This window comes from Ancylobacter sp. 3268 (assembly GCF_031456575.1).
Taxonomy (GTDB): domain Bacteria; phylum Pseudomonadota; class Alphaproteobacteria; order Rhizobiales; family Xanthobacteraceae; genus Ancylobacter.
Genome location: NZ_JAVDUX010000009.1, coordinates 64951 through 77921, shown reverse-complemented (window position 1 = coordinate 77921; position 12971 = coordinate 64951). Strand labels below are relative to the sequence as shown.

The window sequence follows — 12971 nt, the reverse complement described above, 5'->3', positions numbered from 1 at the left end:
GGATCATGTCGCTTCGCCTTCCCCGCATCGGCACCTCGCAAGTGGTGGCACTGCTCGCGATCCTGGCGATCAACTGGGTGGTGTCGCCGCAATTCTTCGACATCCGCCTGCAGGACGGCCGGCTGTTCGGCAGCCTCATCGACGTGCTCAATCGCGGCGCGCCGGTGGCGATCCTGTCGCTCGGCATGGTGCTGGTCATCGCCATGCGCGGCATCGATCTGTCGGTCGGCGCGGTGATGGCGATCTGCGGCGCCATCGCCGCCAGCCTTGCCGATAGTCATTCTCTGCCGGTGGTGCTGGCCGCCGCGCTCGGCGCCGGCCTCGCCTGCGGCCTGTGGAACGGCTTCCTGGTCGCGGTGCTCGGCATCCAGCCGATCGTCGCCACGCTGATCCTGATGGTGGCCGGGCGCGGCATCGCGCAGCTGATCACCGAGGGGCGCATCGTCACCTTCACCTCGCCGGAGCTGGCCTTTCTCGGCGGCGGCTCGGTGCTGGGCCTGCCCACCCCGATCGTCATCACCCTCGCCTTGCTGGCGCTGACGCTCCTCATCGTGCGCGGCACGGCGCTCGGCCTGCTCATCGAGGCGACCGGCGGCAATGCCCGCGCCGCCGCGCTGGCCGGGGTCGGCACCCGCCTCATCACCCTGGCCGTCTATGCCTGGTGCGGCCTGTGCGCCGCCATCGCCGGCGTGGTGGCCGCCGCCGACATTCTCGGCGCCGATGCCAACAATGCCGGGCTGTGGCTGGAGCTCGACGCCATCCTGGCGGTGGTGATCGGCGGCACCTCGCTGTTCGGTGGCCGCTTCTCGCTGGTGCTGGCGGTGATCGGCGCGCTCATCATCCAGGCGATGAACACCGGCATCCTGCTGTCCGGCTTCCCGCCGGAGACCAACCTCGTGGTCAAGGCGGTGGTGGTGCTCGCCGTGCTGCTCGCCCAGTCGCCGCGGCTGAAGGGCAGCCTTGCCGTCCTCGGCTCCAGCCTGTTCGGGAGGCGCGCATGAACGCCGCCGGTCGCAATTCCCTGAACCGGCTGCTGCCGGTCGCCGCCACCACCGCGGTGTTCCTGCTCGGCTTCCTCATCTGCTCGCTCACCTTCCCCAATTTCGCCTCGCTGCGGGTGGTGATGAACCTGTTCACCGACAACGCCTTTCTCGGCATCGTCGCGGTGGGCATGACCTTCGTCATCATCTCCGGCGGCATCGATCTGTCGGTCGGCTCGGTGATCGGCTTCACCACCGTGTTCCTCGCCATCGCCATCGAGCGCTGGGGCGTGCCGCCGCTGGTCGCCTTCGCGCTGGTGCTGGTCATCTGCGCGCTGTTCGGCGCCGCCATGGGCGCGGCGATCGAATATTTCGAGCTGCCGCCCTTCATCGTCACCCTGGCCGGCATGTTCCTCGCCCGCGGCGCCAGCTTCCTGATGTCGACGGAATCGATCCCGATCACCGCCGATCTGTATTCCCACCTCGCCGACCATGCGCTGCGGCTGCCCGGCGGCGCCCGCCTCACCGTGCCGGCGATGATCATGATCCTCGTCGTGATCGGCGGCATGGTGCTGCTGCACCTCACCCGCTTCGGCGCCAATGTCTATGCGCTGGGCGGCTCGCGGGTCTCCACCGCCCTGATGGGGGTGAACGTCACCCGCACCACCATCCTCATCTACATGCTGTCGGCGGGCCTCGCCGGCCTGTCGGGCATCGTGTTCTCGCTCTATACCTCGTCCGGCTACTCGCTGTCCGGCGTCGGGGTGGAGCTCGATGCCATCGCCGCGGTGGTCATCGGCGGCACGCTGCTGTCCGGCGGCTACGGCTTCGTGTTCGGCACCTTCGTCGGCGTGCTGATCCAGGGGCTGATTCAGACCTACATCTCCTTCGATGGCTCGCTGTCGAGCTGGTGGGCAAAGATCGCCACCGGCCTGCTTCTGTTTGCCTTTATCGGCTTCCAGCAGGCTACGTTGCGGCTGGCGCGGCGTTCGCGCCGTCACGCGACCGGAGGCGCGCACGCATGAACTCGCGGATCATCGTCATCCCCGCCCGCCGCGGGCATTCCAACCATGCCGAGGTGGCGCGCACCATCGGCATCGACATCATCGCCGGCCGTTATGGCGAGGGCGAGAAGCTCCCCGGCGATGCCGAGCTGACCCTGCTGTTCGGCGTGTCCCGCCCGGTGCTGCGCGAGAGTGTCAAGACGCTGGTCGCCAAGGGCCTGCTGTCCACCAAGGCCCGCGTCGGCACGGTGGTGCGCGAGCGGGCGGCGTGGAACATGTTCGATCCGGACGTGCTGGCCTGGCATCTCGATGCCGGCATCGACCGCCGCTTCCTGCGCGATCTCGCCGAGATCCGCCTCGCGGTGGAGCCGCGCGCCGCCGCGCTCGCCGCCGAGCGCCGCAACGAGGCCGATCTGGTGCTGATGCGCGCCGCGGTCGCCCATATGGGTGAGGTGCCCGGCGCGTCGGAAGGCTTCGCCGAGGATGACCTCGCCTTGCACATCGCCATCGCCAACGCCTCCGGCAATCCGTTCATGCGTTCGATCGGCGCGGTGATCGAGGCGGCGCTGCGCGCCTCCTTCGTGCTCTCCGCCCCGGTGGATACGCGTGAGCGCGACATCGCGGTGGCCGCGCATGAGCGCATCGTCGAGGCCATCGCCGACAAGGATGCCGAGGCCGCCAGCGTGGCGATGACCAATGTGATCTTCAACGGCCTGCGCCGCCACGGCGCGGCGGGCTGAACAGGTGCCGAGATGAGCGACCATCCGTCCAACGACAAGAAGAAGCAGCCCGGCGGCGGCAAGCCGTTGCGGAGCCAGGCCTGGTTCGGCCGGCAGGACAAGATGGGCTTCTACTACCGCTCCTTCCTGAAGAACTCCGGCACGCCGCAAGACCAGTTCGACGGCCGCCCGGTGATCGGCATCTGCAACACCTGGTCCGAGCTGACGCCCTGCAACATCCATTTCCGCGACCTCGCCGAGCACGTGCGGCGCGGCGTGCTGGATGCCGGCGGCTACCCGCTGGAATTCCCGGTCTCCTCGCTCGGCGAGGTGACGATGCGCCCCACCGCCATGCTGTTCCGCAACCTCGCCTCGATGGATGTCGAGGAAGCCATCCGCGCCCATCCGCTCGATGGCGTGGTGCTGCTCATGGGCTGCGACAAGACCACGCCCGCCCTCCTGATGGGCGCCGCCTCCGCCGACCTGCCGGCCATCGGCGTCTCCGGCGGCCCGCAGCTGCGCGGCGTCTATCGCGGCCAGATCATTGGATCCGGCACCAACATCATCTCGATGAGCGAGCAGCTGCGCGCCGGCGAGGTGACGCTGGAGGAGTTCCACGCCGCCGAGGCCGGCATGAACCGCTCCGCCGGCTCCTGCATGACCATGGGCACCGCTTCCACCATGGCCTCGATGGTCGAGGCGCTCGGCATCGGCCTGCCGGAGAATGCCGCCATCCCCGCCGCCGACGCCCGCCGCGCCTTGCTCGCCCGCATGGCCGGCCGGCGCATCGTCGAGATGGTGCGTGAGGACCTGAAACCCTCCGACATCCTGACCCGCGACGCCTTCGAGAACGCCATCCGCACGCTGGCGGCGATCGGCGGGTCCACCAATGCTGTCGTCCACCTGCTGGCCATCGCCGGCCGCGTCGGCATCGACCTCACCCTCGACGATTTCGACCGCCTCGGCCGCGACATCCACTGCCTCGTCGATTTGATGCCCTCCGGCCGCTTCCTGATGGAGGACTTCTACTATGCCGGCGGCCTGCCGGCGGTGCTGCGGGCGCTGGGCGAACGCGGGCTGATCCACAAGGACGCCCGCACCGCCAATGGCCGCACCCTGTGGGAGAATGTCGAGAACGCGCCGAACTGGAATGCCGAGGTGATCACCCCGTTCGAGACGCCGTTCAAGCCCGAGTCCGGCATGGCCATCCTGAAGGGCAACCTCGCCCCCGACGGCGCCGTCATCAAGCCGTCGGCCGCCTCGCCGGAGCTGATGGTGCACACCGGCCGCGCGGTGGTGTTCGAGAGCGTCGAGGAGATGCACCACGCGGTCAATGACGAGGACCTCGACATCGACGCCTCCTGCATCATGGTGCTGAAGCATTGCGGGCCCAAGGGCTATCCCGGCATGGCCGAGGTCGGCAACATGCCTTTGCCGGCTAAGTTGCTGCGCCAGGGCGTGCGCGACATGATCCGCATCTCCGATGCCCGTATGTCCGGCACCGCCTATGGCACCGTCGTGCTGCATGTCGCGCCGGAGGCGACCGCCGGCGGGCCGCTGGCCCTCGTCCGCAACGGCGACCTCATCACCCTCGACGTGCCCGCCCGCGCGCTGCACCTGCATGTGGAGGAGGCCGAGCTCGCCGCCCGTCGCGCCGCCTGGGTGTCGCCGGAGCCGCACGCCGCGCGCGGCTACCAGCGTCTCTACATCGACCATGTGCTGCAGGCCGATCGCGGCGCCGATTTCGATTTTCTCGTCGGCCGCTCCGGTTCGCCGGTGCCGCGCGACAATCACTAAGGGTGCATGATGACCACGACTTCCGCCCGCCCCTATAAAGGTGTCTTCCCGGTCGCCCCGACCGTGTTCGATGCCGATGGCCGGCTCGACCTCGAAGGCCAGAAGCGCGCCATCGAGTGCATGATCGATGGCGGCTCGCACGGCCTGTGCATCCTCGCCAATTTCTCCGAGCAGTTCGTGCTCACCGATGACGAGCGCGACCTGGTCATGCGCACGGTGCTGGAGCATGTGGCCGGGCGGGTGCCGGTCATCGTCACCACCACGCATTTCTCCACCTTCGTCTGCGCCGAACGCTCGAGGCGGGCGCAGGAGATGGGCGCGGCGATGGTGATGGTGATGCCGCCCTATCACGGCGCCACCTTCCGGGTGCCGGAGAGCGCAATCTACGATTTCTATCGTGGCGTCTCGGATGCTGTCGATATCCCGATCATGGTGCAGGACGCGCCGGTGGCCGGCACGCCGCTCTCCGTTCCCTTCCTCGCCCGCATGGCGAAGGAGATCGAGCACCTCGCCTATTTCAAGATCGAGGTGCCGCAGGCCGCCGCCAAGCTGCGGGCGCTGATCGAGGCCGGCGGCAACGCCATCGAAGGGCCGTGGGACGGCGAGGAGGCCATCACCCTGCTCGCCGATCTCGATGCCGGCGCCACTGGCGCCATGACCGGCGGCGGCTACCCGGACGGCATCCGCCAGATCGTCGACCCCTATTTCGCCGGAGATCGGGAAGCCGCCATCGACGCCTATATGCGCTGGCTGCCGCTGATCAATTACGAGAACCGCCAGACCGGCTTGGCTGCGTGCAAGATCCTGATGAAGGAAGGCGGCGTCATCGCCCATGACACGCTGCGCGCGCCGCTGCCGCAGGTCGCCCCCGCCACCCGCGCCGGCCTGATCGAGATTGCCCGCCGGCTCGATCCGGTGGTGCTGAGCTGGGGGAAATGAGCATGATCGAGGCAACTGGTATCACTGGCGCCCTGCTCATCGGCTCGCGCGAGGTGACGGAAGGCCCGGCCTTCCGCGCCGTCGATCCCGCGCGCGGAGCCGAGATCGAACCGGCCTTCGTCGAGGCCGGCCCGGCCGATGTCGCCGAGGCCGCCGCTCTCGCCGCGCAGGCCTTCCCGTTCTACCGCGCCACGGCGCCGGCAGCCCGCGCGGCCTTTCTCGACGGCATCGCCACCGAGATCGAGGCGCTGGGCGACGCGCTGATCGAGCGCGCCGCGCGGGAGACCGGCCTGCCCGCCGCCCGGCTTCAGGGCGAGCGCGCCCGCACCTGCGGCCAGCTCCGCCTGTTCGCCTCGTGGATCCGCGACGGCGGCGCCGACGAGCCGCGCCTCGATTCTCCGCTCCCCGAGCGCACGCCGCTGCCGCGCGCCGATCTGCGCCTGCGCCATATCGGCATCGGCCCGGTGGCGGTGTTCGGCGCCTCGAATTTCCCGCTGGCCTTCTCGGTGGCCGGCGGCGACACCGCCTCGGCGCTCGCTGCCGGCTGCCCGGTCATCGTCAAGGGCCATCCCGCCCATCCCGGCACCTCGGAGCTGGTCGGCCGCGCCATCCGGGCGGCGATGGCCAAGGCCGGGCTGCCGGAAGGCGTGTTCTCGCTGCTCACCGGCACCTCGCACGAGCTCGGCGGCGCGCTGGTGGGCGATCCGCGCGTCGCTGCGGTGGGGTTCACCGGCTCCCGAGCCGGCGGCCTCGCCTTGTGCCGCATCGCCGCCGCCCGCCCGGTGCCGATCCCGGTCTATGCCGAGATGAGCAGCATCAACCCGGTGTTCCTGCTGCCGGCGGCGCTGGAATCCCGTGCCGAGGCGCTGGCCGCCGGCTTCGTCGGCTCACTCACCCTCGGCGCCGGCCAGTTCTGCACCAATCCCGGCCTCGTCATCGCCATCGAGGGCGAGGGCCTCGCCCGCTTCCTCGCCGGCGCCGGCGCGGCGGTGGAGGCGGCGCCCGCCGCCACCATGCTCACCCCCGGCATCGCCGGCGCCTATGGCAAGGGCGTCGCCGCGCTCGCCGAAGCCGGCGCCACCGAGATCGCCCGCGGCGGTGCCGAGACCGGCCCGAATGCCTGCCGCCCGGCGCTGTTCGTCGCCGAAGCGGCGAGCTTCCTTGCGGAGCCGGCCCTCTCGCACGAGGTGTTCGGGGCCTCCTCGCTGGTCATCCGCTGCCGCGACGCGGCGGAAATGGTGCAGGTCGCCCGCGCGGTGGAGGGCCAGCTCACCGCCACCCTGCATTTGGACGTCGCCGACCACCCGCTGGCGGCGCAGCTGCTGCCGGTGCTGGAGGAAAAGGCCGGCCGCATCCTCGCCAATGGCTGGCCGACCGGCGTCGAGGTCTGCCATGCCATGGTGCATGGCGGCCCGTTTCCGGCGACCTCGGACCCGCGCTCGACCTCGGTCGGCACCCTCGCCATCCGCCGCTTCCTCCGCCCGGTCTGCTACCAGGACCTGCCCGAGGCACTGTTGCCGGCAGCGGTCAAGGGCGGTAATCCGCTCCGCCTCCCGCGTCTTCTCGACGGCAAGATGATAGCCGCCACAGAGACGGAGGCCGAAAAATGATCGCATCGGTCATCCCGGCCGCGGCATCGGCCGCACCCTACACCTCACTGCACTCGAAACGGGACGTCCGGTCATGATCCGTCTCGCCATTGTCGGCCTCGGCAAGATCGCCCGCGACCAGCACCTCCCCGCCATCGAAAAGACCGGCGGAATCGAGCTGGTCGCCATCGCCAGCCGTAACGCTACCCTCGACGGCATCCCCCATTTCGCCAGCCTCGACGAATTGCTGGCGAGCGACGTGGCGGTCGACGCGGTGGCGCTCTGCACCCCGCCGCAGGTGCGCCGCCAACAGGCCGCGCTGGCACTAAGTCACGGAAAACACGTGCTTTTGGAGAAGCCGCCCGGTGCCACGGTGAGCGAGCTCGCCCCGCTCATCGCCGCCGCGCGGGCCTCCGGCCGGACGCTGTTCGCCACCTGGCACTCCCGTTTCGCCCCGGCGGTGGCGCCCGCGCGCGCCTTCCTCGCCGAGCACGCGCCCCGCGCGGTGAGCGTGGAGTGGAAGGAGGATGTCCGCGTCTGGCATCCCGGCCAGGACTGGATCTTCGAGCCGGGCGGCCTCGGGGTTTTCGATCCTGGAATCAATGCCTTATCGATCCTCACCCATATACTGCCAGCCCCCTTCTTCCTGACGAGGGCCACGCTCGGCTTCCCGGAAAACCGCGACGCTCCCATCGAGGCGGCGCTCGATTTCGCCGATAGCGCCGGGGTGCCGATCCGTGCCGAGCTCGATTTCCTGCAAACCGGGCCGCAGACCTGGGACATTCATGTGGAGACCGACGCCGGCCGCCTCACCCTGTCGCTTGGCGGCGCCAAGCTTTTCCTTGACGGCAAGGCGCTGATCGAGGAGCCGGAAGCCGAATATCCCGGCATCTACAAGCACTTCGTCGATCTGGTCGCGCGCGGCGCCTCGGATGTCGACCTGGCGCCGCTACAGCACGTTGCCGATGCATTCCTGCTTGGTCGGCGTATCGTGGTCGCACCGTTCGAAGGCTGAGGAGAGCATCATGCACGGCAAAGCCCCCAAATCCGACCGCCAGCTTCGCTCCCGCGCCTGGTTCGACAACCCGCACAACATCGACATGACCGCGCTCTATCTTGAGCGCTACCTCAATTTCGGCCTGTCGCAGGAAGAACTGCAAAGCGGTCGCCCGATCATCGGCATCGCCCAGACCGGATCCGACCTATCCCCTTGCAATCGCCACCATATCGAGCTTGCCAAGCGCACGCGCGAGGGCATTCGCGAGGCCGGCGGCATCGCCATCGAGTTCCCCGTCCACCCGATTCAGGAGACCGGCAAGCGCCCCACCGCGGGCCTCGACCGCAACCTCGCCTATCTCGGGCTGGTGGAGGTGCTCTACGGCTACCCACTCGACGGCGTAGTGCTCACCATCGGCTGCGACAAGACCACCCCGGCGCTGCTGATGGCGGCGGCGACGGTGAACATTCCCGCCATTGCGCTATCGGTCGGGCCGATGCTGAACGGCTGGTACAAGGGCCAGCGCACCGGCTCGGGCACCATCGTCTGGAAGGCGCGCGAGCTCTTGGCGGCCGGCGAGATCGACTACGCCGGCTTCGTCAAGCTCGTGGCGTCCTCAGCACCGTCAACGGGTTACTGCAACACCATGGGCACGGCGACGACAATGAACTCGCTTGCCGAGGCGCTGGGCATGCAGCTTCCGGGCTCGGCCGCCATTCCCGCGCCCTATCGCGACCGGCAGGAGGTCGCCTACCGTACCGGCCTGCGCATCGTCGAGATGGTGCATGAGGATTTGAAGCCCTCCGACATCCTCACGCGCGACGCCTTCCTCAACGCCATCCGCGTCAATTCCGCCATCGGCGGCTCCACCAACGCGCCGATCCACCTCAACGCGCTGGCCCGCCATGTCGGGGTGGAGCTGTCGATCGACGACTGGCAGACCTATGGCGAGGAGGTGCCGCTCCTGGTCAACCTCCAGCCGGCCGGCGAGTATCTCGGCGAGGACTATTACCATGCCGGCGGCGTGCCGGCGGTGGTGAAACAGCTTATGGACCAAGGCCTTATCGCGGGAGAGGCGATCACCGTCAATGGCCGGACCCTTGGCGAGAACTGCCGCGCGGCGAACATCGAGGACGAGAACGTCATCCGTCCCTATGCCAGGCCGCTCAAGGAGAAGGCCGGCTTCCGGGTGCTGCGCGGCAATCTGTTCTCCTCGGCGATCATGAAGACCAGCGTGATCTCGTCGGAGTTTCGCGACCGCTACCTCTCCAATCCGAACGATCCGGAAGCCTTCGAGGGCCGCGCCGTGGTGTTCGACGGGCCGGAGGACTACCACGCCCGCATCGACGACCCCGCGCTCGCCATCGACGAGACCACCGTCCTGTTCATGCGCGGCGCCGGCCCGGTCGGCTATCCCGGCGCGGCCGAGGTGGTGAACATGCGGGCGCCGGATTATCTGATCAAGGCGGGCATCCACGCCCTGCCCTGCATCGGCGACGGCCGCCAGTCTGGCACTTCCGGCTCGCCCTCGATCCTCAACGCCTCGCCGGAAGCGGCGGTCGGCGGTGGCCTGGCTTTGTTGCGCACCGGCGACCGGGTGCGCATCGATTTGAAGCGCAACAGCGCCAACATGCTGATTCCGGACGAGGAACTGGAAAAGCGCCGGCAGGAGCTGGCGGCTAATGGCGGCTATCACTATCCGGCGCACCAGACGCCCTGGCAGGAGATCCAGCGCAGCTTCGTCGGCCAGCTGGAGACCGGCGCGGTGCTGGAGCCGGCGGTGCGCTACCAGCGCATCGCCCAGACCATGGGGATGCCGCGTGACAACCACTAGCGCGCCTCTGGCTCCGGCATTGGCCGCCGCGACCTTGTTCTGCGCCGAACGCTGCCATCTCGGCGAAGGGCCAACCTATGACGCCGCCAGCGACATGGCGTGGTGGTTCGATATCGTCGAGAAACGGCTTTACCAGCAGAGCCCGTCCGGTGGCGGACATCGGCGGCACGAGCTGCCGGTGATGGCCAGTGCACTCGCGGTCGTCGACGACCGCCGGCAGTTGCTTTCCACGGAACACGGGCTGATGCTGCGCGACATTGCCGGCGGCCAACTGACCGAGGTGATGGATATCGAGGCCGACAACCCGGCGACCCGCTCGAATGACGGGCGGGTGCATCCGTCCGGCACCTTCTGGGTCTCGACCATGGGCAGGCGCGCCGAGCCGGGCGCCGGCGCCATCTATGCCTTCCGCGCCGGTGCGCTGCTGCGGCTGTTCTCCGGCATCTCCATCCCCAATGCCATCTGCTTCTCGCCGGATGGTTCAACCGGCTACTTCGCCGATACCCGGGAGAACACGCTCTGCCGCGTCGAGCTCGACCCGCTGACCGGCTTGCCCGAGGGCGAGCCGCAGGCGTTGCACCACCACTCGGCGGCCGGGGGGCTCGACGGCGCGGTGACCGATGCCGAAGGCCGCATCTGGTGCGCCATCTGGGGCGGGGCGCGGCTCAATGCCTATTCGCCGGCGGGCGAACTCCTCCGCAGCGTCGATGTGCCGGCATTGCAGTCGAGCTGCCCGGTCTTCGTCGGCCGGGATTTCGACAGGCTGCTCGTCACCTCCGCCTATGAGGGGATGGACGCGGCGGCGCGCACCGCCGATGCCGCCCACGGCCAGACCTTCCTCGTCGACATCGGCGCATGCGGGCGCGCCGAGCCGCGCGTGCGGCTGGGAGGATTGTGATGCTCCGCCTCTCCCATGTCGTCGTCGATTGGGGCACGTCGAGCTTCCGCCTGTGGGCGCTGGATGCCGAAGGCGGCGTGCTCGCCGAGCGCCGCAGCGACCAGGGGTTGAAAGCCTCCGCCGCCGCGGGCTTCGAGGCGGTGCTGGAATCGCACCTCGCCGCACTCGGCGTGCCGGAAGGCGTGCCGGTGATGATGTGCGGCATGGTCGGCTCGCGGGCCGGCTGGAAGGAGGCGGCCTATGTCGACGCGCCGGTGCGGCTCGACCGCCTCGCCGCACTTGCCACCGAGGTGCCCGCCGCCCGCCGCCTCGTGCGCATCCTGCCCGGCATCGCCCAGCGCGATGGCGAGCATCCCGACGTGATACGCGGCGAGGAAACCCAGCTGCTGGCGCTGGCCAGCGATGGATATGACGGCCTCGCCTGCCTGCCCGGCACCCACTCCAAATGGGTGCGGATGGAGGCCGGCGCCGTGGCCGGCTTCGCCACCTTCATGACCGGCGAACTGTTCCAGCTGCTCCGCACCGCCTCGGTGGTGGCGCCGGCGGCGGAGGGCGCGGCGGCGGTCGATGCCGGTTCGCCGGCCTTTGCCGGCGGCGTTGCCGATGCGCTGGAGGCGCCGGCGGCGATCGGCAACCGCCTGTTCGAATTGCGTGCCGGATGGCTGCTGGCCGATGAGCCGGCCGACGCTACGCTGGCGCGGCTGTCGGGCCTGCTGATCGGGCTGGAGATTACCGGCGCCTATGCGCGCATGGGCGCGCTCGACGGCGCGGTTCTCGTCGCTTCGGGGCCCATTGCCGAGCTTTATCGCCGTGCCTTCACCATGGCCGGGGTGGCCGGCATCGGCCTGTGCGACGCCGAGACCTGCGTGCGCGGCGGGCTGCACGAAGCGGCGCGCCTCGCCTTCGCGGCTGTGGAGACGCGGCGATGAGCGGCGCAGTCGGGGTTCCGGCTCGAACGGGAGACAGCTTGCGCGCCTCGTGGTGAGGCGCGGCGGACGTCACGCGCGGCCAGGGACCCTCTGTCTCATGCGCCGCCAAGAACACGGTACGCGAAACGCGGCCATCCAACCCACTGGGAGAGAGACGATGAAAAGCCTGCTGCCCACGCTTTCCGCCCTCGCGCTCGGCGCGATGATGTTCGCCGGTCCTGCCTCCGCCCAGGAGAAGGCCACCGTCGGCATCGCCATGCCCACCAAGTCCTCCGCCCGCTGGATCGCCGACGGCGACAACATGGTGAAGGTGCTCAAGGAGCGCGGCTACAATACCGATCTGCAATATGCCGAGGACGACATTCCCAACCAGCTCTCGCAGATCGAGAACATGGTGACCAAGGGCGCCAAGGTGCTGGTGATCGCCTCCATCGACGGCACCACCTTGTCCGATGTGCTGAAACAGGCCGCCGACAAGGGCATCAAGGTCATCGCCTATGACCGGCTGATCCGCGAGACGCCGAATGTCGACTATTACGCCACCTTCGACAATTTCCAGGTCGGCGTGCTGCAGGCGCAGTCGCTCTTGAAGGGTCTCGGCTATCCCGAGAACAAGGGGCCGTTCAACATCGAGCTGTTCGGTGGCTCGCCGGACGACAACAATGCCTATTTCTTCTATGATGGTGCCATGTCGGTGCTGAAGCCGCTGATCGACAACGGCACGCTGAAGGTGGCGTCCGGCCAGATGGGCATGGACAAGGTGTCGACGCTGCGCTGGGACGGCGCCACCGCCCAGGCCCGCATGGACAACCTGCTGAGCGCCTACTACTCGGACAAGAAGCTCGATGGCGTGCTGTCGCCCTATGACGGGCTGTCGATCGGCATCCTGTCCTCGGTGAAGGGCGTCGGCTACGGCTCGGGCAACATGAAGATGCCGGTGGTCACCGGGCAGGACGCCGAGGTGCCGTCGGTGAAATCGATGCTGGCCGGCGAGCAGTATTCGACCATCTTCAAGGACACCCGCGAACTCGCCAAGGTGACCGCCGACATGGTCGATGCGTCGCTCTCCGGCAAGCAGGTCACGGTGAACGATACCAAGACCTACAATAACGGCGTCAAGGTCGTGCCGTCCTACCTGCTGAAGCCGGTCGTCGTCGACAAGAGCAACTGGGAGCCGGTGCTGGTCGGCTCGGGCTACTACAAGCAGAACCAGATCAACTGAAGCCGGTTCAACCAAGTCGGGTTCAACCAAGTCAGATCCTGCGCCGGCGGGCGGTTTGACCCC

General features: G+C 68.8%; 11 protein-coding genes. All 11 read left to right on the top strand.

Annotated features, from left to right (window positions below):
• Positions 1 to 5: 5 nt before the first annotated feature.
• Positions 6 to 1001 carry an ABC transporter permease gene (locus J2X65_RS14110; RefSeq protein ID WP_310202036.1) on the top strand — a complete coding sequence of 332 codons (996 nt, stop codon included), beginning with the start codon at positions 6 to 8 and terminating at the stop codon, positions 999 to 1001.
• The gene (gene yjfF, locus J2X65_RS14105; protein ID WP_310202034.1) at positions 998 to 2005 is read left to right on the top strand and encodes a galactofuranose ABC transporter, permease protein YjfF; all 1008 of its coding nucleotides are present in this window, start codon (positions 998 to 1000) and stop codon (positions 2003 to 2005) included. The genes J2X65_RS14110 and yjfF overlap by 4 nt, the downstream gene beginning before the upstream one ends.
• The gene (locus J2X65_RS14100; RefSeq protein WP_310202032.1) at positions 2002 to 2724 is read left to right on the top strand and encodes a FadR/GntR family transcriptional regulator; all 723 of its coding nucleotides are present in this window, start codon (positions 2002 to 2004) and stop codon (positions 2722 to 2724) included. Before yjfF ends, J2X65_RS14100 begins: the two co-directional genes overlap by 4 nt.
• 12 nt (positions 2725 to 2736) lie before the next feature.
• Positions 2737 to 4500, top strand: coding sequence for an IlvD/Edd family dehydratase (locus J2X65_RS14095; RefSeq protein WP_310202031.1), 1764 nt, complete (start codon positions 2737 to 2739; stop codon positions 4498 to 4500).
• 9 nt (positions 4501 to 4509) lie between these two features.
• Positions 4510 to 5439: a dihydrodipicolinate synthase family protein gene (locus J2X65_RS14090; RefSeq protein ID WP_310202029.1), complete on the top strand. Its 930-nt coding sequence runs from the start codon at positions 4510 to 4512 to the stop codon at positions 5437 to 5439.
• 2 nt (positions 5440 to 5441) lie between these two features.
• Positions 5442 to 7049 carry an aldehyde dehydrogenase (NADP(+)) gene (locus tag J2X65_RS14085; RefSeq protein WP_310202027.1) on the top strand — a complete coding sequence of 536 codons (1608 nt, stop codon included), beginning with the start codon at positions 5442 to 5444 and terminating at the stop codon, positions 7047 to 7049.
• Between the two features lie 73 nt (positions 7050 to 7122).
• Positions 7123 to 8043: a Gfo/Idh/MocA family oxidoreductase gene (locus J2X65_RS14080; protein WP_310202025.1), complete on the top strand. Its 921-nt coding sequence runs from the start codon at positions 7123 to 7125 to the stop codon at positions 8041 to 8043.
• A 10-nt stretch (positions 8044 to 8053) separates the two neighbouring features.
• On the top strand, positions 8054 to 9859 hold the full coding sequence (locus J2X65_RS14075; RefSeq protein WP_310202023.1) for an IlvD/Edd family dehydratase: 1806 nt from the start codon (positions 8054 to 8056) through the stop codon (positions 9857 to 9859).
• A complete protein-coding gene (locus J2X65_RS14070) occupies positions 9846 to 10757 on the top strand; it encodes an SMP-30/gluconolactonase/LRE family protein (RefSeq protein ID WP_310202021.1) in 912 nt (303 codons plus the stop codon). Before J2X65_RS14075 ends, J2X65_RS14070 begins: the two co-directional genes overlap by 14 nt.
• Positions 10757 to 11686 carry a 2-dehydro-3-deoxygalactonokinase gene (locus J2X65_RS14065; protein ID WP_310202019.1) on the top strand — a complete coding sequence of 310 codons (930 nt, stop codon included), beginning with the start codon at positions 10757 to 10759 and terminating at the stop codon, positions 11684 to 11686. Before J2X65_RS14070 ends, J2X65_RS14065 begins: the two co-directional genes overlap by 1 nt.
• Positions 11687 to 11843: 157 nt before the next feature.
• Positions 11844 to 12908, top strand: coding sequence for a multiple monosaccharide ABC transporter substrate-binding protein (chvE, locus tag J2X65_RS14060; RefSeq protein WP_404977712.1), 1065 nt, complete (start codon positions 11844 to 11846; stop codon positions 12906 to 12908).
• The last annotated feature ends 63 nt before the right edge of the window (positions 12909 to 12971 follow it).